Origin of the sequence: Streptomyces radiopugnans (assembly GCF_900110735.1) — a bacterium.
In the GTDB taxonomy this organism is placed as follows: Bacteria; Actinomycetota; Actinomycetes; order Streptomycetales; family Streptomycetaceae; genus Streptomyces; species Streptomyces radiopugnans.
Genome location: NZ_FOET01000001.1, coordinates 882,285 through 902,010, shown reverse-complemented (window position 1 = coordinate 902,010; position 19,726 = coordinate 882,285). Strand labels below are relative to the sequence as shown.

Below are 19,726 nucleotides of genomic sequence, written 5' to 3'. Positions count from 1 at the left end.
CGGGGCGGCGGGGGCTCGTCAGGAGCGGGCGATGGTCTCGTGGTGGCGGATGACCTCGGCGATGATGAAGTTCAGGAGCTTCTCGGCGAAGGCCGGGTCGAGTTTGGCGTTCTCGGCGAGGGAGCGCAGCCGGGCGATCTGCTGGGCCTCGCGGGCGGGGTCGGCGGGGGGCAGCCGGTGTTCGGCCTTGAGGCGGCCGACCTGCTGGGTGCACTTGAAGCGTTCGGCGAGCATGTGCACCACGGCGGCGTCGATGTTGTCGATGCTGTCGCGCAGCCGGTCGAGTTCTGCCTGCACCGACGGGTCGATCTCGCTGTTCGTCATGGTCACCGACCCTATGCGTTCGGGGTCTTCCCCTCCCGATCCCGGTCCGGCGGGACGGCGACGGTGGGCGGGGTGCGGGACGTGCGGGACGGTGGGCGGGCCGCGGCGTGCTGGGTGCGGCGCCCGGGCGGGGGCGGCATAGGCTCGGATCATGAGCCCTTCCATCGCCACCAACACCCGTGTCGGTCTCGACGAGCTGCTGGACTTCGTGCGCCCCCGCCACCGGGCGGTGCTGCTCACCCGCCGTGCCGACGGCTCCCCGCAGGGGTCGCCGGTGTCGTGCGGGGTGGACGGCGCGGGGCGGATCGTGGTCTCGACGTATCCCGAGCGCGCCAAGGCGCGCAACGCCCGCCGTGATCCGGCCGTGAGCGTGATCGTGCTGTCGGAGGACTTCGACGGTCCGTGGGTGCAGGTGGACGGCACCGCCGAGGTGCTGGACGTGCCCGAGGCGGTGGAGCCGCTGGTGGAGTACTACCGGGCGATCGCGGGTGAGCACCCGGACTGGGACGAGTACCGCGAGGCGATGGTGCGGCAGGGCAAGTCGCTGCTGCGGATCACTCCGGTGCGCTGGGGTCCGGTGGCCACGGGCGGTTTCCCGGCCCGGCTGGCCCAGGGGTCCTGACCCGTCCGCGGACGCGGCGCGGCGCCGGCCCCCGGTCGGGGAGGGGGTCGGCGCCGCGGTCTGTGCGTCCGCGCGGTGCGGGCGGCCGTCCGAGGCGGCCTGCCGCCCGCACCGCGCGGACGGCCGGGGTGCGTCAGACGGTCAGTGCGCGGTCGGTCGGCCTGATCGGGGCCGGCAGGGAGCTGGTGCCGGTCAGGTAGCGGTCCACGGCCCTGGCCGCCGAGCGGCCTTCGGCGATGGCCCACACGATCAGGGACTGGCCGCGGCCGGCGTCGCCGGCGACGTAGACGCCGTCGACGTTGGTGGCGTAGTCGGCGTCGCGGGCGACGTTGCCGCGCTCGTCCAGTTCCAGGCCGAACTGCTCGACCAGGCCGTTGGTCCTGTCGATGCCGGTGAAGCCCATGGCCAGGGTGACGAGCTGGGCCGGGATGCGCTTCTCGGTGCCCGGCTTGGGCTCGAGCCTGCCCTGCTTGAACTCGACCTCGACCAGGTGCAGGGCCTGGACGTTGCCGTCCTCGTCGCCCTCGAAGTGGGTGGTGGAGACGGAGTAGATCCTCTCGCCGCCCTCCTCGTGGGCGGAGGTGACCTTGTAGAGCATGGGGAAGGTGGGCCAGGGCTGGCTCACCGGGTCCCGCTCGTCGTTGGGCCGGGGCATGATCTCCAGCTGGGTGACGGAGGCCGCGCCCTGGCGGTGGGCGGTGCCGACGCAGTCGGCGCCGGTGTCGCCGCCGCCGATGACGACGACGTGCTTGCCCTCAGCGGTGATCGGCGGGGCGACGTAGTCGCCTTCCTGGACCTTGTTGGCCAGGGGCAGGTACTCCATCGCCTGGTGGATGCCGCGCAGTTCGCGACCGGGCACGGGCAGGTCGCGGGCGGTGGTGGAGCCGGCGGCGATGACGACGGCGTCGTAGCGCTTGCGCAGGTCGGCGGCGTCGATGTCGCGGCCGATCTCCACTCCGGTGCGGAACTTGGTGCCCTCCGCGCGCATCTGCTCGATGCGGCGGTTGATGTGGCGCTTCTCCATCTTGAACTCGGGGATGCCGTAGCGCAGCAGCCCGCCGATGCGGTCGGCGCGCTCGTAGACGGCGACCGTGTGGCCGGCGCGGGTGAGCTGCTGGGCGGCGGCCAGGCCCGCGGGGCCGGAGCCGATGACGGCGACGGTCTTGCCCGACAGGCGCTCGGGCGGCTGCGGGGTGACGCCGCCGGCCTCCCACGCCTTGTCGATGATGGTGACCTCGACGTTCTTGATGGTCACCGGGGGCTGGTTGATGCCCAGTACGCAGGCGGACTCGCAGGGGGCCGGGCACAGCCGCCCGGTGAACTCCGGGAAGTTGTTGGTCGCGTGCAGCCGCTCTCCGGCGGCCTGCCAGTCCCCGCGCCAGGCGTAGTCGTTCCACTCGGGGATGAGGTTGCCCAGCGGGCAGCCGTTGTGGCAGAACGGGATGCCGCAGTCCATGCACCGGCCGGCCTGCTTGCCGATGATCGGCAGCAGGGAGCCGGGGACGTAGACCTCGTTCCAGTCCTTGACGCGCTCGGGTACGGGGCGGGTCCGGGCGACCTCGCGGTCGGTGTTCAGGAAGCCCTTGGGATCAGCCATTGGTCGCCGCCTCCATCATCTTCTCGTGGATCTGGTCCTGGGACAGTCCGGCTCGCTCGGCGGCGTCCTTGGCGGCGAGCACTGCCTTGTAGGTACGGGGCATGATCTTGCTGAAGCGGCCTGCGGCCCTCTCCCAGTCGGCGAGCAGCTTCTCCGCGACGGTGGAACCGGTCTCCTCGTGGTGGCGGCGCACCACGTCGTGCAGCCACTGCCGGTCGGTGTCGTCGAGGGGTTCGACGGCTCCGGCGATGTCGGGGTTGACGTCGTCGGCGTCGAGGTCGATGACGTACGCGGTGCCGCCGGACATGCCGGCTCCGAAGTTGCGGCCGGTGCGGCCCAGGATGACGGCCGTGCCGCCGGTCATGTACTCGCAGCCGTGGTCGCCCACGCCCTCGGAGACGACCAGCGCGCCGGAGTTGCGGACGCAGAAGCGCTCGCCGACGCTGCCGCGCAGGAACATCTCGCCGCCGGTGGCGCCGTAGGCGAGGGTGTTGCCGGCGATGGTGGAGTACTCGGCCAGGTGGGAGGCGCTCCGGTCGGGGCGGACGACGACGCGTCCGCCCGACAGGCCCTTGCCGACGTAGTCGTTGGCGTCGCCCTCCAGGCGGAGGGTGATGCCGCGCGGCAGGAAGGCGCCGAAGGACTGGCCGGCGGAGCCGGTGAAGGTGATGTCGATGGTGTCGTCGGGCAGGCCGGCGCCGCCGAACTTCTTGGTCACCTCGTGGCCGAGCATGGTGCCGACCGTCCGGTTGATGTTGCGGATGGGCACCTGGGCGCGTACCGGCCGGGCGTCCTCGGCGGTGTCGGCCGACAGGGCGTCGGCGGCGAGCTTGATGAGCTGGTTGTCCAGGGCCTTGGCCAGGCCGTGGTCCTGGGGGACGACCTGGTGGCGGGCGGCGCCCTCGGGCAGTTCGGGGACGTGCAGCAGCGGGGCCAGGTCCAGTCCCTGGGCCTTCCAGTGGTCGACCGCGCGGCTGACGTCGAGGACCTCGGCGTGGCCGATGGCCTCGTCCAGGCTGCGGAAGCCCAGTTCGGCCAGGAGTTCGCGGACCTCCTCGGCGATGAACTCGAAGAAGTTCACCACGTGGTCGGCCTTGCCGCTGTAGCGGCTGCGCAGCACCGGGTTCTGGGTGGCGATGCCGACGGGGCAGGTGTCCAGGTGGCACACGCGCATCATCACGCAGCCGGAGACGACCAGCGGGGCGGTGGCGAAGCCGTACTCCTCGGCGCCCAGGAGGGCGGCGATGACCACGTCGCGGCCGGTCTTGAGCTGGCCGTCGGTCTGGACGACGATGCGGTCGCGCAGGCCGTTGAGCAGCAGGGTCTGCTGGGTCTCGGCCAGGCCCAGCTCCCAGGGGCCGCCCGCGTGCTTGAGGGAGGTGAGGGGGGACGCGCCGGTGCCGCCGTCGTGGCCGGAGATCAGCACGACGTCGGCGTGGGCCTTGGAGACGCCCGCCGCGACCGTGCCGACGCCGACCTCGGAGACCAGCTTCACGTGGATGCGGGCGGCGGGGTTGGCGTTCTTCAGGTCGTGGATGAGCTGGGCGAGGTCTTCGATGGAGTAGATGTCGTGGTGCGGCGGCGGGGAGATGAGTCCCACGCCCGGCGTGGAGTGCCGGGTCTTGGCCACCCACGGGTAGACCTTGTGGCCGGGCAGCTGGCCGCCCTCGCCGGGCTTGGCGCCCTGGGCCATCTTGATCTGGATGTCGTCGGAGTTGACCAGGTACTCGGACGTGACGCCGAAGCGGCCGGAGGCGACCTGCTTGATGGCCGAGCGGCGGGCCGGGTCGTACAGCCGCTCGGGGTCCTCGCCGCCCTCGCCGGTGTTGGACTTGGCACCCAGCCGGTTCATGGCGATGGCGAGGGTCTCGTGGGCCTCCTGGGAGATGGAGCCGTAGGACATGGCGCCGGTGGAGAACCGCTTGACGATCTCGGAGACGGGCTCGACCTCCTCGAGGGGGATCGAGGGCCGCTCGGACTTCAGGCCGAACAGGCCGCGCAGCGTCATCAGGCGTTCGGACTGCTCGTCCACGCGCCGGGTGTACTGCTTGAAGATGTCGTAGCGGCGGGTGCGGGTGGCGTGCTGGAGGCGGAAGACCGTCTCCGGGTCGAACAGGTGCGGCTCGCCCTCGCGGCGCCACTGGTACTCGCCGCCGATCTCCAGGTTGCGGTGGGCCGGTGCGATGCCGGAGGCCGGGTAGGCCTTGGCGTGGCGGGCGGCGACCTCCTTGGCGATGACGTCCAGGCCCGCGCCGCCGATCTTGGTGGCGGTGCCGTGGAAGTAGGTGTCGACGAAGTCCTGCTCCAGGCCGACGGCCTCGAAGACCTGGGCGCCGCGGTAGGAGGCGACGGTGGAGATGCCCATCTTGGACATGACCTTCAGCACGCCCTTGCCGAGCGCCTTGATCAGGTTGCGGATGGCGGTCTCGGGGTCGGTGTCGCCGGGCAGGAAGGTGCCGGCGCGGACGAGGTCCTCGACGGTCTCCATGGCCAGGTAGGGGTTGACCGCGGCGGCGCCGTAGCCGATGAGCAGGGCGACGTGGTGGACCTCGCGGACGTCTCCGGCCTCGACCAGCAGGCCCACCTGGGTGCGCTGCTTGGTGCGGATGAGGTGGTGGTGGACGGCGGAGGTGAGCAGCAGCGACGGGATCGGCGCGTGCTCGGCGTCGCTGTGGCGGTCGGACAGGACGACCAGGCGGGCGCCGTCGGTGATGGCGGCCTCGGCCTCGGCGCAGATCTCCTCGATCCGCTCGGCCAGGGCCGCTCCCCCGCCGCCGACGCGGTAGAGGCCGGAGAGGGTGACGGCCTTCATCCCCGGCATGTCGCCGTCGGCGTTGATGTGGACGAGCTTGGCGAGCTCGTCGTTGTCGATGACCGGGAAGGGCAGGGTGACGCTGCGGCAGGAGGCCGCGGTGGGCTCCAGCAGGTTGCCCTGGGAGCCGAGGGAGGAGATCAGCGAGGTGACGAGTTCCTCGCGGATGGCGTCCAGCGGCGGGTTGGTGACCTGGGCGAACAGCTGGGTGAAGTAGTCGAAGATCAGCCTCGGGCGCGTCGAGAGCGCGGCGATGGGCGAGTCGGTGCCCATCGAGCCGATCGGCTCGGCGCCGGTGCGGGCCATCGGGGCGAGCAGGACGCGCAGTTCCTCCTCGGTGTAGCCGAAGGTCTGCTGGCGGCGGGTGACCGAGGCGTGGGTGTGGACGATGTGCTCGCGCTCGGGCAGGTCCTCCAGCTCGATGATCCCGGCCTCGAGCCACTCCTGGTAGGGGTGCTCGGCGGCGAGGGAGGCCTTGATCTCGTCGTCCTCGATGATGCGGTGCTCGGCGGTGTCCACCAGGAACATGCGGCCGGGCTGGAGGCGGCCCTTGCGGACGACCTTGTCCTGGTCGATGTCCAGGACGCCGACCTCGGAGGAGAGGACGACCAGGCCGTCGTCGGTGACCCAGTAGCGTCCCGGGCGCAGTCCGTTGCGGTCCAGGACGGCGCCGACCTGGGTGCCGTCGGTGAAGGTGACGCAGGCCGGTCCGTCCCAGGGCTCCATCATCGTGGAGTGGTACTGGTAGAAGGCGCGCCGGGCGGGGTCCATGGAGGGGTGGTTCTCCCACGCCTCGGGGACCATCATCAGCACCGCGTGGGGCAGGGAGCGGCCGCCGAGGTGGAGCAGTTCCAGGACCTCGTCGAAGGAGGCGGAGTCGGAGGCGTCCGGGGTGCAGACGGGGAAGATCCGCTCCAGGTCCCCGGCGTCCTTGCCGCCGAAGAGGTCGGAGACCAGCTGGGACTCGCGGGCGCGCATCCAGTTGCGGTTGCCGCGGACGGTGTTGATCTCGCCGTTGTGGGCGACGAAGCGGTAGGGGTGGGCCAGCGGCCAGCTGGGGAAGGTGTTGGTGGAGAACCGCGAGTGGACCAGGGCGATGGCGCTGGCGAAGCGGCGGTCGGACAGGTCGGGGAAGAAGGGTTCGAGCTGCCCGGTGGTCAGCATGCCCTTGTAGACGATCGTCCGCGCGGACAGCGACGGGAAGTAGGTGCCGGCCTCGCGTTCGGCGCGCTTGCGCAGCACGAAGGCCTTGCGGTCCAGGGCCAGGCCGGTGTTCACGCCGTCGGCGACGAAGAGCTGGCGGAAGGCGGGCATGGTGGCGCGGGCGCCGCTGCCCAGCAGCTGCGGGGCGACGGGGACCTCGCGCCAGCCCAGGACGTTCAGGCCCTCCTCGGCGGCGATCGCCTCGATGCGCGTGACGGCCTCGGCGCTGTCGGCCTCGCCGGTGGGGAGGAAGGCGATGCCCACGGCGTACGAGCCGGCCTCGGGCAGCTCGAAGCCGGCGGTCTCGCGCAGGAAGGCGTCGGGGACCTGGACCAGGATGCCCGCACCGTCGCCGGAGTCGGCCTCGGCGCCGGTGGCGCCGCGGTGTTCCAGGTTCCGCAGGACGGTCAGCGCCTGGTCGACCAGCGCGTGGCTCGCCTCACCGGTGAGGGTGGCCACGAAGCCGACGCCGCAGGCGTCGTGCTCGTCGCGCGGGTCGTACATTCCCTGCTTGGCAGGGTAGGCCGTCAGGGGCGCAGCACGCATCGGCTCTCCCGTCGTCATGGTGGGGCTTGGTGGCGCCTTGCGGAGCTGGTCCGGAAGGCACCGAGGGACGACGTTGGCCCTCTGCGGAACAAATTTTCGTGCAGGTTACATGATGAGCTTTCTCCCGAGGGGCGGACACCTCGGTCCATCATGCGGACCTGCGATGGGGGTCGAATCGGGCATACGGCACACAACCGCCGCGTGGATCCGGACTGCGTCGGCGACACTGCCAGAAGCGCTCGTTGTTCATTCCCAACGGTGACACAGCTGAAACCGGCGGGTAACAGACGAGCGGACGTTTCAGGAGTTGAACAGGTCACACCGGGCCGGGACCGCGTCCTCGCGGCCCCGCTCGGCCCACCTCAGCCCACGGCTACTCCGAACAGGGTACCGAGCCCGTAGGTGACCGCGGCCGCCGCGCCGCCCAGGGTGAGCTGCCGCAGCCCGCTGTACCACCACGGGCGTACGGTGATCTTGGAGACCAGCACGCCGCACAGGAACAGGCCCAGCAGCGCCACCAGCACGGCGGGCCACAGCGCGACCGCTCCCAGCAGATAGGGCAGCACGGGTATCAGCGCGCCCACCGCGAAGGCGCCGAAGGAGGAGACGGCGGCGACCACGGGCGAGGGCAGGTCGCCCGGGTCCACGCCCAGCTCCTCGCGCGCGTGGATCTCCAGCGCCTGGTCGGGGTCCCTGGACAGCTGCTCGGCGACCTTCACGGCCAGCTGGGGTTCCACGCCCCGGCCCACGTACAGCTCGGCCAGCTCCCGCTGCTCGTCCTCGGGGTTGCGGCGCAGTTCGCGCCGCTCCACGTCCAGCTCGGCCAGGACCAGCTCGCGCTGGGAGGCCACCGAGGTGTACTCGCCGGCGGCCATGGAGAAGGCTCCGGCGGCCAGTCCCGCCAGACCGCTGATGATGATCACGGTGCGGTCCACGTTGCCGCCCGCGACACCCGTCATCAGGGCGAGGTTGGAAACCAGCCCGTCCATCGCCCCGAAGACGGCCGGGCGCAGCCAGCCGCCGGTCACATCGCGGTGGGTGTGGTTGTCACGGTGCGCGGAGTTCGGCGCTCCGGGCCGCAGGGTGATCTCGCTTCCGTCTCCGGCCATGGACGACATCCGCCTGCTCCTCCTGAAGTTCCCCCGTCCGGTGCCCGACGCCTCGACCGTACGTCCACCCCCGGGTGCGATTCCAGCAAGGCAGGCCGAACTTACCTCGCTGACCTGGGGTTTCGCCGTGGCACGGAGAAGGCCCCGGCCGCGCCGGAGGGGCGCGGCCGGGGCCGGTGCGGTTCCCGCCGCCGGGTCAGCCCGCGGTGGAGGCGGACGTCCCGCCGGCGGACTCGGCGCGCTCCGGTCCGTCGGCCCGGTCCTCCGCGGCCTTGCCCTCGTCCTCGGCGGAGCCCTTCGCCCTCGCGTCGCCTTCGGTACCGGTGCCGGTGCCGGTGCCGGTGCCGGTGCCGTCGGCGCCACCGGCGTCATCGGCCTTCTCCGCCACCGGCTCCACCACGTCCTCACGTCCCGGGCGGAGCCTGGCCGAGAGCACGATGTAGGCCACCGCCGCCAGGAAGACGACGATCGAGGTCCAGTTGTTCAGACGCAGTCCCCAGATCTCGTGGGCCTCGTCGATGCGCAGGTACTCGATCCAGAAGCGGCCCACCGTGTAGGCCGCGACATACAGCGCGAAGGCGCGGCCGTGGCCGAGGCGGAAGCGGCGGTCGGCCCAGATCACCAGCAGGGCGACGCCCACGCACCACAGCGACTCGTACAGGAAGGTGGGGTGGAAGGTGCCCGTGTCGACGCCGTTGTCGATCCTCACCGCCCACGGCAGGTCCGTGGGGCGCCCGTACAGCTCCTGGTTGAACCAGTTGCCCCAGCGGCCGACGGCCTGGGCGAGCGCGATGCCGGGGGCGATGGCGTCCGCGTAGGCGGGCAGCGGGATGCCCCGCCTGCGGCAGCCGATCCAGGCGCCCACCGCGCCCAGCGCGATCGCTCCCCAGATGCCGAGTCCGCCCTCCCAGATCTTGAAGGCGTCGATCCAGTCGCGGCCCTCGCCGAAGTAGAGCTGGTAGTCGGTGACGACGTGGTAGAGGCGGCCGCCGACCAGGCCGAACGGGACCGCCCACACGGCGATGTCGGCGACCGTGCCGGGCTGTCCGCCACGGGCGACCCAGCGCTTCCCGCCGAGCCAGACCGCGATGAAGACGCCGACGATGATGCAGAACGCGTAGCCCCGCAGCGGGATCGGTCCGATGACGATCTCGCCCGACGACGGGCTGGGGATGAAGGCAAGGGTTTCCATGACCCCACGAACGCTACCGTGCCGGGCCCCGAAGGCGCCGCTTCACCCCGGCAACGGGTGCGTAACGCGCGCGGGGGCGGGGTGGAGCCCGCGCGACGCGTGCGCGACCGCGGCCCGGTCACGGCACGGGAGCACCCCTCCCCGGCCCCCTTTCCGGTCTTCTCCGGCCTCCCCGGGCGCGGGACGGCCCGTCGCCGCGCCCGCGTGCGCGCTCCGCAGCCGTTTCCCCCGCGAGGGTGACCGCTCGGCGCGGAAAAGCGACCGTTCGGCGCACGACGGTCTACCGTTCGGCGCACGCATCCGGCGTTCGCCGCACGCCGCGATCAGCTTCTTCACCCCGGGTGTGACGCACCTTACGTTCCCCGCATTCCTTTTCCGCTCCCGTACGTCGTGTCGTATCGCGTCGTGTCGATGAAGGAGGCGGCAGTGTCCGCAGACCGTCCACAACAAACCCTGGACCCCGCCGGGGACGCGGAGGACCGCATGGTGGCCATGCACAGCGATCCGCGTTTCGACCAGCTCAGGCGGAGCCTGATGAGGTTCGTGCTCCCGGTGAGCGTCGGCTTCCTCGCCTGGTACCTGCTGTACGTGCTGATGTCCGCCTACGCCCGTGACGTGATGTCCACGGTCCTCTTCGGCGATGTCAACGTGGCCCTGGTGTTCGGGATCCTCCAGTTCGTCAGCACCTTCGGCATCGCGATCATGTACGCGCGCTACGCCGACCGGAAGGTCGACCCGCTCGCGGACGACCTGAGGGCCGAACTGGCCGGTGCGCCCGCGGGCTCCTCCGCCGGCCGGATGGGAGGACGGGCATGACGAACACCGCTTCCGGCGTGCTCCTGGCGGCCGAAGAGGTCAGCTCCAGCAGCCGCACCCTCACCATCCTGGTGTTCGTCGTCATGATCGCCGTGACGCTCGGCGTCACGGTGTGGGCGGGCCGCCAGACGAAGTCGGCGGCCGACTTCCACTCCGGCGGACGCGAGTTCACCGGTATGCAGAACGGCTTCGCCATCGGCAGCGACTACATGTCCGCCGCGTCCTTCCTGGGCATCGCGGGCATGATCTCGCTGTTCGGCTACGACGGCTTCCTCTACTCCATCGGCTTCCTCGTCGCCTGGCTGGTGGCCCTGCTGCTGGTCGCCGAGCTGCTGAGGAACTCCGGCCGCTTCACCATGGCCGACGTGCTGTCGTACCGGATGCAGCAGCGCCCGGTGCGCACCGCCGCGGCCGTGTCCACCATCACCGTGTCGATCTTCTACCTGCTGGCCCAGATGGTCGGCGCCGGCGCGGTCGTCGCCCTCCTGCTGGGCATCCGGCCGGGCGAGACGTATCTGGGCATGGACGCCGACACCGCCAAGATCGTGGGCATCGTCGTCGTCGGCATCCTGATGACCCTGTACGTGACCTTCGGCGGCATGAAGGGCACCACCTGGGTGCAGATCATCAAGGCCGGCATGCTGATGGGCGGCACCATCATCCTGGCCGCCCTGGTGATGGCCGTCTACGGCTTCGACTTCGGCGAGCTGATGAGCGACGCCGCCAACGCCAGCGGCGCCGGGCAGTCCTTCCTGGAGCCGGGGCTTCGGTACGGCGTCGAGGTGCCCGGTGACGCCCTGCAGACGATGTGGAACAAGCTCGACCTGATCAGCCTCGGCCTGGCCCTGGTGCTGGGCACCGCGGGTCTGCCGCACATCCTGATCCGCTTCTACACCGTCCCGGACTCCAAGGCCGCCCGCAAGTCCGTCAACTGGGGCATCGGCCTGATCGGCTCGTTCTACCTGATGACCCTGATCCTGGGCTTCGGCGCCGCGGCCCTGGTGGGCAAGGAGGCCATCACCGCCCAGGACGCCGCGGGCAACACCGCCGCGCCACAGCTCGCCCGGCAGGTCGGGGAGCACTTCGGCGGCGAGTTCTTCGGCTCGGTGATGCTGGCGGTCATCGCGGCCGTCGCCTTCGCGGCGATCCTGTCCACGGTGGCCGGCCTGGTCATCGCCTCCTCCTCGTCCCTGGCGCACGACTTCTACAACAGCGTGATGCGCAGGGGCCAGGCGTCCGAGCACGAGGAGATCAAGGTCGCGCGCCTGTCGGCCTTCGGCATCGGCGCCGCGTCGATCATCCTGGCGATCTTCGCCCAGAGCCTCAACGTGGCCTTCCTGGTCGGTCTGGCCTTCGCCATCGCCGCCTCGGCCAACCTGCCGACCCTGCTGCTGAGCCTGTTCTGGAAGCGGTTCAACACCCGGGGTGCGGTCGCGGGCATCTACGGCGGTCTGATCAGCGCGGTCGGCCTGGTGATCTTCTCGCCGGTGTTCTCCGGGACCGAGAAGGCGCTGATCCCGGGCATCGACATCGCCTGGTTCCCGCTGACCAACCCGGGCCTGGTCTCCATCCCGCTCGGCCTGCTGTGCGCGATCGTCGGCACGCTGTCCTCGGGCGAGAGCAACCCGCGGCGCTTCGCCCAGCTCCAGGTGCGGGCCCTGACCGGGGCCGGCGCCGAGGGCGCGGCCAGGCACTGACCGCGCCCCGGACCGGGCCCGCCGACCCCCCGGGCGGGCCCCCGGGCCCCCGGTGGCGGGTGCTTCTCTCCGGCGTGACCCCCCACGTATGGCGCCGGTCCCGCCACCGGGCCCCTGCGGAGTCCTTCGAACCGCGTTCGAAGGACTCCCCAGGTCCTTTTGTCTCGTTATACGGTCGCACCGTGGCCAGGAGATCGTGGATCGGCGCCCGCCGCGGGCGGGCGGGCCGGGGAGGCCCGGCCGGATCCGGCCTGCCCGAGACCATGGGCGTCCTGCGGGAGGTGCGGCTGATCGGCGCGGACCTCCAGGACGGTCTGCACGGCAGCCGGACCCTGGCCGCGACCCGCCGCATCCGGCGGCTGGTGGGCGCCGACGCCGTGGTGCTCGCCGATCTCGACGGGCCCGTCGCCCGGCACGGCGCGCTGCCGCAGGGCACCGACCTGGACGCGGTGCTCGCCCAGGTGTACGAGCACGGCACCGTCTTCCGCAAGCCCCCGCTGTGCGCGGCCCCGCTGCTGGTGGCGGACGAGCTGACGGGCTGCCTGGTGGTCAGCGGTTCCGCGGACGGGCGGGCGCTGGACGAGGCGGAGGCCGCCGAGGTGGCCGAGCTGGTGTCGCAGGCGCTGGACCACACCGCGCTGCGCAGCGCCCGCGCCCGGATCGCGGCGGCGGACCTGCGCACCCTGCGGGCCCAGATATCCCCGCACTTCGTCCACAACTCCCTGGCCGTCATCGCCGCGCACATCCGCACCGATCCCGGCCGCGCCCGCCGTCTGCTCACCGACTTCGCCGACTACCTGCGCTACAGCTTCTCCACGGCCGGCGACTATGTGACGGTCGCCGACGAGCTCCAGGCCACCCAGACCTACCTGGAGCTGCAGCGCGCCCGGTTCGACGACCGGATGGAGATCACCGTCCGGATGGCGCCGGAGATTCTTCCCGTCGCCATCCCCTTCCTCGTCGTCCAGCCCATAGTGGAAAATGCCGTGCGCCACGGTCTGGAGAAGAAGGCCGGACCCGGACACATCGGCGTCTCGGGGTTCGGCGAGGGCCCGCTGTGCGTCATCGAGATCGAGGACGACGGCGTGGGCATGGAGCCGGAACTCGCACGGGCGATCCTCGCCGGAGTCGGCCCTCCCGCGAAGAACGTCGGTCTGGCCAACGTGGACCGGCGGCTGCGCACCGTGTACGGCCCGGAGTACGGCCTCGTCATCGAGACCGCGCCCGGCAACGGCACCAAGGTGACGATCAGGGTGCCGCGATTCATGCGAGGAGTGGTTACGGAATGAGCAGCGCGCCGCGGGCCCTTCAGGTCCTCGTCGTCGAGGACGAGGCCTCCACCCGCGAGGAGCTCGCCGACCTCCTCTCGGACATCCCCGAGGTCGGCGAGGTGTACGCCGCCGAGAGCGGCGCCCGGGCGGTGCAGCTCATGGGGGCGACCGCCTTCGACGCCGTCTTCCTGGACATCTCCATGCCGGGTCTGGACGGCATGGACGTGGCCCGGGTCATCAGCCGGCTCTCGGCGCCGCCCTCCATCGTCTTCGTCACCGCCTCGGAGTCCCACGCCATCGAGGCGTTCGGCATCGGGGCCGTGGACTACCTGCTCAAGCCCGTCCGGCCCGAGCGGCTGGCCGAGTCGGTGGCCCGGATCGGCACCACGCGGCGGGCCGCGTCGTCCGGCGGCACGGACACCCGGGAGCCGCGCGACGAGCTGGCGGTCGTCCAGATCGACCACGGCCGCCGGACGGTGTTCGTACGGCGCGACGAAGTCCAGTTCGTCGAGGCCCACGGCGACTACATACGGCTGCACACCGAGCAGGGCACGCACCTGATCCGGCTGTCGCTGTCGTATCTGGAGGAGATATGGGCTCCGGCGGGCTTCGTGCGGGTGCACCGCGGCTATCTGGTGGCCGTCGGCTGGGTCCACGACCTGCGTGTCACCAGTTCGTCGGGGCTGGTGGCGTGCACTCCGGCCGGTGACGTGCCGGTCAGCCGCCGCCATGCCCGGAGCCTGAAGGAGCAGTTGCTGGAGGCGGCGCGCAGCGGCCGGCTGGGCAGGGCGGCCCGGTGAAGAGCCCGGTCAAGGGGAACCAGCTCGGCGGTCCGCGCCGGGTGAAGGTCACCAGCCCGCAGACCCGTATCGCCCTGGCGCGCGGGCACCGCCGCCATCCGCAGCTGCTGCCGCTGCCCGCGCCGGCCGACGCCGAGGCCGCCCGTGCCGTGTTCGCCGCGCAGCGCCGCACCGCGCTGCGGACCGTGGCCCTGCTGGGGGCGGTGCTGTTCGGTTCCAGCGGGACGATCGCGGCGCTGCCGGTGCTGGACCGGCTCGCCGTGGCGGGCGTGCCGGTGTCGTGGCTGGTGCTGGTGGTGGCCACCTACCCGGTGCTGCTGCTGCTCGCCCTGTGCCATGTGCGCCGCGCCGAGCGGGCGGAGAGCCCCGCGGGCGCGGGTACGGACGCGGAGGCCGGTGAGGGCGCCGGGGGCGGCCCGTGACCGCCGTGACCGCGATCGGCCTGGTGCTGACCGCCAGCCTGGTCATCGGCCTGTACGGCGTCCACGCGGCCCGCACCAGCCCGGACTTCCTCGTCGCCTCCCGCCGTATCGCCCCCGGCTGGAACGCCATGGCGATCGCCGGGGAGTACGTGTCGGCCGCCTCGGTGCTCGGTCTGGCCGGGCTGATGCTCAAGGACGGCATCGGGGCGATGTGGTACGCCGTCGGCTTCACCGCCGGGTACGTCGCGGTGGTGGCGCTGGTGGCCGGGCCGATGCGGCGCTCGGGGGCGTTCACCGTGCCCGACTTCGCCGAGTACCGGCTGGGCTCGCCCGCGATCCGCAAGCTGTGCGGGGTGATCGTGCTGGTGATCATGTGGCTCTACCTGGTGCCGCAGTTCAAGGGCGCCGGGGTGGTCCTGAGCCTGGTCAGCGGCACTCCCTACTGGGTGGGCGTGGTGCTGGCCGGGCTGGTGGTGAGCGCGTCGATCGCGGTGGGCGGCATGCGGTCGGCCACCTACGTCCAGGCGTTCCACTACCTGGTCAAGCTGGCCTTCATCGCCGTGCCGGCGATCTACCTGATCGTGCACGTCGGCGCGGAGACGCGGGCCGACGCGCTGCGCCCGGTCCGGGAGACGGGAGCGGCCGCCGAGGATTGGACCCGCCCGCTGATCGACATCCAGGGGGCGGGGCTGCCGCTGCTGTCCACCTGGTCGGTGCTGCTGGCCACCACGCTGGGCGCCATCGGACTGCCCCACGTGATCATGCGCTTCCACACCAGCCCCACCGCCCGGGCCGCCCGGCGGGTGGCCGTGCTGGTGATCGGCCTGCTGGGCCTGTTCTACCTGTTCCCGGCGGTCTACGGGCTGCTGGGGCGGGTGCTGACCCCGCACCTGGTGCACAGCAACGCCACCGACACCGTCTCCGTCGTCCTGCCGGGGGCGGCCGTGCCGGGGACACTGGGGAGCGTGCTGACGGCGCTGGTGGCCACCGGCGCGTTCGCCGCGTTCCTGTCCACCTCCTCCGGGCTGCTGCTGGCCCTGGCCGGCGGGCTCTCCCACGACCTGTTCGGCGGCGGGGTGACCAGGCTGCGGCTGGCGGTGGCGGCGGGGGCGCTCGTGGCGGTGCTGCTGTCGCTGCCGGCCGCGCACCTGGACATCAACGTGGTGGTCGGCTGGGCGTTCGCGGTGGCGGCGTCCACGTTCTGCCCGCTGCTGGTGCTGGGCATCTGGTGGACGAGGCTGACGGTCGCGGGCGCGGCGGCCGGGCTGGCCACCGGGGTGGTCACGGCGACGGGGGCCGCGGTGCTGTCCGCCGTCATGCAGCCGTCGTCGGCCTGGCTGACCGTACTGCTGGCCCAGCCCGCCGCCTGGACCGTTCCGCTGGCGTTCCTCACGATGATCGCGGTCTCGCTGCGCGGCGTTCCGGCCGACTGGTCCGAGCGTGCCGTGCTGCGGCTGCACGCTCCCTGACGGGCCTGACGGGCCTGAGGACGGGACACGCGGGCGCCGCGGGCACGGGGCGCGCGGGCGCTGGAGCACCGGTGTCCCGTACGCCGCGGGCCCGGAGACGCACGGCCGTTCGCCGTACGCCCCCGGGCCCGTGTTCGTGCCCTTCGCCTTCGGCCCCGCTCAGCCGCGGTGCCGTACGCCCTCGGCCAGTTCGCCGGCGAGTTCGCGGACCGCGGCCAGGCCGGCCTCCGGGTCGCCCTCGTGGTCCAGCAGCCGCTTGACGAAGGCCGAGCCGACGATGACGCCGTCCGCGAAGGCGGCCACCTCAGCGGCCTGCCCCGCGTTCGAGACGCCCAGCCCGACGCAGACCGGCAGGTCGGTGGTGGCGCGGGTGCGGCGCACCAGCTCCTCCGCCTCCCGCCCCACCGACTCGCGGGTGCCGGTGACGCCCATCAGGGAGGCCGCGTAGACGAAGCCGCTGCCGGCCTCGGTGATCCTGGCCAGCCGTTCGTCGCGGCTGCTGGGGGCCACCACGAAGACGGTCGCCAGGCCGTGCTGCTCGGCGGCCTTGCGCCACGCCTCGGACTCCTCGACCGGCAGGTCGGGCAGGATGCAGCCGGCGCCGCCCGCCTCGGCCAGCTCGGCGGCGAAGCGCTCGGCGCCGTAGCGGTCGACGGGGTTCCAGTACGTCATGCACAGCACCGGCGCACCGGTGGCGGTGTGCGTCTCGCGCACGGTGCGCAGCACGTCCGCGATGCGCACCCCGCCGCGCAGGGCGATGTCGTCGGCGGTCTGGATGACCGGCCCGTCCAGCACCGGGTCGCTGTGCGGCAGCCCGACCTCGACGATGTCGCAGCCGCCCTCCAGCAGGGCGGTGCAGGCGGCGATGCCGCCGTCCACGGTGGGGAAGCCCGCGGGCAGGTAGCCCACCAGCGCGGCCCGTCCCTCGTCCTTGGCCTGTGCCAGGACGCGTCCCAGCAGTTCCGCACGGCCCGCCATCACTCGATCCCCCTCGCGGTGTCCGCACCGTCGTACAGCCCGAAGTAGCGGGCGGCGGTGTCCATGTCCTTGTCGCCGCGGCCGGAGAGGTTCACCAGCAGCAGCGCCTCCGGGCCGAGCTCGCGGCCGACCTCCAGCGCGCCGGCCAGCGCGTGCGCGCTCTCGATGGCCGGGATGATGCCCTCGGTCTCCGACAGCAGGCGCAGCGCCCGCATCGCCTCGTCGTCGGTGACCGGGCGGTACTCGCCGCGCCCGATGTCCTTGAGATAGGAGTGCTCGGGGCCGATGCCGGGGTAGTCCAGCCCGGCGGAGATGGAGTACGGCTCGATGATCTGGCCCTCGTCGTCCTGCAGGACGTAGGAGCGCGAACCGTGCAGGATGCCCGGCTCGCCCGCCGTCAGGGTGGCCGCGTGCTCGCCGGAGGCCACGCCGTGCCCGGCGGCCTCCAGGCCGATCAGGCGCACGGAGGTGTCGGGGATGAAGGCGTGGAACAGGCCGATGGCGTTGGAGCCGCCGCCGACACAGGCCAGCGCGGCGTCCGGCAGGCGCCCGGTGCGCTCCAGGATCTGCCGCCTGGCCTCGACCCCGATGACGCGGTGGAAGTCGCGCACCAGCGCCGGGAAGGGGTGGGGGCCGGCGACGGTGCCGAAGAGGTAGTGGGTGCGGTCGACGTTGGCGACCCAGTCGCGGAACGCCTCGTTGATGGCGTCCTTCAGGGTGCGGCTGCCGGAGGTGACGGGGACGACCTCGGCGCCCAGCATCCGCATCCGGGCGACGTTGAGCGCCTGGCGCTGGGTGTCGATCTCCCCCATGTAGATGGTGCACTCCAGGCCGAACAGGGCGCAGGCGGTCGCGGTGGCGACGCCGTGCTGGCCCGCGCCGGTCTCGGCGATGACGCGGGTCTTGCCCATGCGCCGGGTCAGCAGCGCCTGCCCCAGCACGTTGTTGATCTTGTGCGAGCCGGTGTGGTTGAGGTCCTCGCGCTTGAGGAAGACCCGGGCGCCGCCGGCGTGCTCGGCGAACCGCCGCACCTCGGTCAGCGCGCTGGGCCGGCCGGTGTAGTTGACGAGCAGGTCCTCGAGTTCGGCGGCGAAGGCGGGATCGGCCTTGGCCTTCTCGTACTCGGCGGCCACCTCGTCCACGGCGGCGACGAGCGCCTCCGGGATGAACTTGCCGCCGAATGCGCCGAAGTAGCCCTCGGCGGTCGGCACCCGGCCCTCGGGGTCGGGAACGAAGAAGTCGGTAGACATCCGACGTGCTCCTTGTCGGGGCGCATGCCCCAGGAAGGGTGGTCAGAGGGAACGGCGGACCGCACCGGCCCGGAGGGCGGGTGCGGCGGGTGGCCGGGGCGGGCGCGCGGCCTGCGGCCGTCGGCGGCCCGGCGGGGCGCGGCCGGGGCGGGCCTGCGCCCGTTCAGCCCCCGGCCCGGTCAGGCCATCGCCTGCCGTTGATCTGACCCGGCTCGCAGCCGATGTGGTAGCGCACCCGCCGCCCCAGCACCCGGCGCGCGGGCGCGCGGCAGCCGCGGGGGCGGCAGCCGGGGGCGAGACGGGCGGACAGGGCCATCGCGGTCGTTCCCGTCTCAGTTCCCGTGCCGCAGGGCGGGGTGGGCGCCGGCGGCGACCAGGTCGGCGACGGCCGTCCTCGGGTCCTTGCCGGTGACCAGGGACTCGCCGACGAGCACCGCGTCGGCGCCCTCGTTGGCGTAGGCGATCAGGTCGTGCGGGCCGCGCACGCCCGACTCGGCGATCCTCACCACGCCCTCGGGGATCTCGGGGGCGACCCGGGCGAAGGTGCCGCGGTCGACCTCCAGGGTCTTGAGGTTGCGCGCGTTCACTCCGATGACCTTGGCCCCGGCGTCCACCGCGCGCTCGACCTCCTCCTCGTCGTGCACCTCGACCAGCGGGGTCAGCCCGATGGACTCGGCCCGCTCCACCAGGGACACCAGCGCGTCCTGGTCGAGCGCGGCGACGATCAGCAGGGCGAGGTCGGCGCCGTGGGCCCGGGCCTCCCACAGCTGGTAGGAGGTGACGATGAAGTCCTTGCGCAGTACGGGGATGTCCACCCGCCCGCGTACCGCCTCCAGATCGGCCAGCGAGCCTCCGAAGCGCCGCTGCTCGGTCAGCACCGAGATGACCGCGGCGCCGCCGGCCTCGTAGTCGGCGGCGAGGCCGGCCGGGTCGGCGATGGCCGCCAGCGCCCCCTTGGAGGGGCTGGACCGCTTGACCTCGCAGATGACCTTGACGCTCTCGCCCTTGAGGGCCGCCACGCCGTCGCGCGGGCGCGGCGCGCGGGCCGCGCGCTCCTTGAGCTCGTCGAGGCCCACACGCGCCTGCCGCTCGGCGAGGTCGGCGCGGACCCCGTCGATGATCTCGTCGAGCACACTCACGCGAGCGGCCCCCTTCCTGGCTGGCTCGGGCCCTGCGGCGGGCGCGGGGCTTGTCTGGACACGCGGTCGCGCACTGCGATGGTATCCGGCCCGGGAGGCGGAACCCGCATCCGGGCGGCCCGGTCCCATATACCGGGCGGTATCGCCGTGCCGTGTCCCGGAGGGGCCCGGACGCGGAAGAGCGCGGTGCCGCCTCGCCGGCACCGCGCCGGGGTGAGCCGCCCGGGGCGGCCCCGTCAGGCCCCCACCCGCTCCTTGGACTGGTCCAGACGGCGGCCCTGCGACTCCTCGGGCTGGCCCATGCCCATCGAGCGCATGACCAGGCCGACGACGCCGCCGAGGAGGGTGATGGCCACACCGATCCAGAACCCCACCGGTTCGGCCATCACGGTGAAGGCCGAGGCCACGCAGAAGCCGATGAACGCGATGGTGACGCCGGTCCAGGCGGCAGGGGTGTGTCCGTGGTTGTTGCCCGCCAT

Annotated in this window: 17 protein-coding genes; 7 read left to right on the top strand and 10 right to left on the bottom strand. The window is 72.4% G+C overall.

Features of this window, described 5'->3' with window-relative positions:
* Window positions 1-18: 18 nt before the first annotated feature.
* Window positions 19-324: a chorismate mutase gene (locus BMY40_RS03935; RefSeq protein WP_093655292.1), complete on the bottom strand. Its 306-nt coding sequence runs from the start codon at window positions 322-324 to the stop codon at window positions 19-21.
* A 151-nt stretch (window positions 325-475) separates the two neighbouring features.
* Between BMY40_RS03935 and BMY40_RS03930 the strand changes: the two genes are divergently transcribed.
* Window positions 476-946 carry a PPOX class F420-dependent oxidoreductase gene (locus BMY40_RS03930; RefSeq protein WP_093655290.1) on the top strand — a complete coding sequence of 157 codons (471 nt, stop codon included), beginning with the start codon at window positions 476-478 and terminating at the stop codon, window positions 944-946.
* Window positions 947-1,079: 133 nt separating this feature from the next.
* On the opposite strand, the gene BMY40_RS03925 is transcribed toward BMY40_RS03930, so the two are convergent.
* From BMY40_RS03925 to lgt, 4 genes are all read right to left on the bottom strand, one after another.
* Window positions 1,080-2,543, bottom strand: a complete 1,464-nt coding sequence (locus BMY40_RS03925) for a glutamate synthase subunit beta (protein ID WP_093655288.1) — start codon at window positions 2,541-2,543, stop codon at window positions 1,080-1,082.
* Window positions 2,536-7,104, bottom strand: coding sequence for a glutamate synthase large subunit (gene gltB, locus BMY40_RS03920; RefSeq protein ID WP_093655287.1), 4,569 nt, complete (start codon window positions 7,102-7,104; stop codon window positions 2,536-2,538). The genes BMY40_RS03925 and gltB overlap by 8 nt, the downstream gene beginning before the upstream one ends.
* Before the next feature lie 362 nt (window positions 7,105-7,466).
* The gene (locus tag BMY40_RS03915; RefSeq protein ID WP_093655801.1) at window positions 7,467-8,213 is read right to left on the bottom strand and encodes a VIT1/CCC1 transporter family protein; all 747 of its coding nucleotides are present in this window, start codon (window positions 8,211-8,213) and stop codon (window positions 7,467-7,469) included.
* Between the two features lie 196 nt (window positions 8,214-8,409).
* Window positions 8,410-9,405, bottom strand: coding sequence for a prolipoprotein diacylglyceryl transferase (gene lgt, locus BMY40_RS03910; protein WP_093655286.1), 996 nt, complete (start codon window positions 9,403-9,405; stop codon window positions 8,410-8,412).
* Between the two features lie 426 nt (window positions 9,406-9,831).
* Here lgt and BMY40_RS03905 point away from each other — a divergent pair, with 426 nt between their 5' ends.
* The 6 genes from BMY40_RS03905 to BMY40_RS03880 all read left to right on the top strand — a co-directional run bounded on the left by BMY40_RS03905 (window position 9,832) and on the right by BMY40_RS03880 (window position 15,880).
* Window positions 9,832-10,221 (top strand): DUF485 domain-containing protein, encoded by a 390-nt coding sequence (locus BMY40_RS03905; protein ID WP_245769818.1) that lies wholly within the window; start codon window positions 9,832-9,834, stop codon window positions 10,219-10,221.
* A complete protein-coding gene (locus BMY40_RS03900; protein ID WP_218158221.1) occupies window positions 10,218-11,918 on the top strand; it encodes a solute symporter family protein in 1,701 nt (566 codons plus the stop codon). The genes BMY40_RS03905 and BMY40_RS03900 overlap by 4 nt, the downstream gene beginning before the upstream one ends.
* A gap of 182 nt (window positions 11,919-12,100) precedes the next feature.
* Window positions 12,101-13,207, top strand: coding sequence for a sensor histidine kinase (locus BMY40_RS03895; RefSeq protein WP_245769817.1), 1,107 nt, complete (start codon window positions 12,101-12,103; stop codon window positions 13,205-13,207).
* The gene (locus BMY40_RS03890; RefSeq protein WP_093655284.1) at window positions 13,204-13,989 is read left to right on the top strand and encodes a LytR/AlgR family response regulator transcription factor; all 786 of its coding nucleotides are present in this window, start codon (window positions 13,204-13,206) and stop codon (window positions 13,987-13,989) included. Before BMY40_RS03895 ends, BMY40_RS03890 begins: the two co-directional genes overlap by 4 nt.
* The gene (locus BMY40_RS03885; protein ID WP_093655282.1) at window positions 13,986-14,411 is read left to right on the top strand and encodes a hypothetical protein; all 426 of its coding nucleotides are present in this window, start codon (window positions 13,986-13,988) and stop codon (window positions 14,409-14,411) included. Before BMY40_RS03890 ends, BMY40_RS03885 begins: the two co-directional genes overlap by 4 nt.
* Window positions 14,408-15,880 (top strand): sodium/solute symporter, encoded by a 1,473-nt coding sequence (locus BMY40_RS03880; protein ID WP_093655280.1) that lies wholly within the window; start codon window positions 14,408-14,410, stop codon window positions 15,878-15,880. The genes BMY40_RS03885 and BMY40_RS03880 overlap by 4 nt, the downstream gene beginning before the upstream one ends.
* A gap of 159 nt (window positions 15,881-16,039) precedes the next feature.
* Here the strand turns inward: BMY40_RS03880 and trpA are convergent, their stop codons facing one another.
* The 5 genes from trpA to BMY40_RS03860 all read right to left on the bottom strand — a co-directional run bounded on the left by trpA (window position 16,040) and on the right by BMY40_RS03860 (window position 19,726).
* Complete coding sequence (gene trpA / locus BMY40_RS03875) at window positions 16,040-16,858, bottom strand: tryptophan synthase subunit alpha (protein WP_093655278.1); 819 nt, start codon at window positions 16,856-16,858, stop codon at window positions 16,040-16,042.
* The gene (gene trpB / locus BMY40_RS03870) at window positions 16,858-18,108 is read right to left on the bottom strand and encodes a tryptophan synthase subunit beta (RefSeq protein WP_093655276.1); all 1,251 of its coding nucleotides are present in this window, start codon (window positions 18,106-18,108) and stop codon (window positions 16,858-16,860) included. The genes trpA and trpB overlap by 1 nt, the downstream gene beginning before the upstream one ends.
* A 163-nt stretch (window positions 18,109-18,271) precedes the next feature.
* The gene (gene trpM / locus BMY40_RS27910; protein WP_177213858.1) at window positions 18,272-18,424 is read right to left on the bottom strand and encodes a tryptophan biosynthesis modulator TrpM; all 153 of its coding nucleotides are present in this window, start codon (window positions 18,422-18,424) and stop codon (window positions 18,272-18,274) included.
* A 16-nt stretch (window positions 18,425-18,440) separates the two neighbouring features.
* Window positions 18,441-19,247, bottom strand: coding sequence for an indole-3-glycerol phosphate synthase TrpC (gene trpC / locus BMY40_RS03865; protein WP_093655274.1), 807 nt, complete (start codon window positions 19,245-19,247; stop codon window positions 18,441-18,443).
* Between the two features lie 236 nt (window positions 19,248-19,483).
* Window positions 19,484-19,726 carry an HGxxPAAW family protein gene (locus BMY40_RS03860; RefSeq protein ID WP_093655272.1) on the bottom strand — a complete coding sequence of 81 codons (243 nt, stop codon included), beginning with the start codon at window positions 19,724-19,726 and terminating at the stop codon, window positions 19,484-19,486.

Excerpts from the sequence above, each read along its gene's own strand:
- trpB (WP_093655276.1), bottom strand. The coding sequence starts at position 18,108 with ATGTCTACCGACTTCTTCGTTCCCGACCCCGAGGGCCGGGTGCCGACC.
- gltB (WP_093655287.1), bottom strand. The coding sequence starts at position 7,104 with ATGCGTGCTGCGCCCCTGACGGCCTACCCTGCCAAGCAGGGAATGTAC.
- lgt (WP_093655286.1), bottom strand. The coding sequence starts at position 9,405 with ATGGAAACCCTTGCCTTCATCCCCAGCCCGTCGTCGGGCGAGATCGTC.
- BMY40_RS03860 (WP_093655272.1), bottom strand. The coding sequence starts at position 19,726 with ATGGCGGGCAACAACCACGGACACACCCCTGCCGCCTGGACCGGCGTC.
- BMY40_RS03915 (WP_093655801.1), bottom strand. The coding sequence starts at position 8,213 with ATGGCCGGAGACGGAAGCGAGATCACCCTGCGGCCCGGAGCGCCGAAC.
- BMY40_RS03925 (WP_093655288.1), bottom strand. The coding sequence starts at position 2,543 with ATGGCTGATCCCAAGGGCTTCCTGAACACCGACCGCGAGGTCGCCCGG.
- BMY40_RS03930 (WP_093655290.1), top strand. The coding sequence starts at position 476 with ATGAGCCCTTCCATCGCCACCAACACCCGTGTCGGTCTCGACGAGCTG.
- BMY40_RS03890 (WP_093655284.1), top strand. The coding sequence starts at position 13,204 with ATGAGCAGCGCGCCGCGGGCCCTTCAGGTCCTCGTCGTCGAGGACGAG.
- BMY40_RS03900 (WP_218158221.1), top strand. The coding sequence starts at position 10,218 with ATGACGAACACCGCTTCCGGCGTGCTCCTGGCGGCCGAAGAGGTCAGC.
- BMY40_RS03935 (WP_093655292.1), bottom strand. The coding sequence starts at position 324 with ATGACGAACAGCGAGATCGACCCGTCGGTGCAGGCAGAACTCGACCGG.
- trpM (WP_177213858.1), bottom strand. The coding sequence starts at position 18,424 with ATGGCCCTGTCCGCCCGTCTCGCCCCCGGCTGCCGCCCCCGCGGCTGC.
- trpA (WP_093655278.1), bottom strand. The coding sequence starts at position 16,858 with ATGGCGGGCCGTGCGGAACTGCTGGGACGCGTCCTGGCACAGGCCAAG.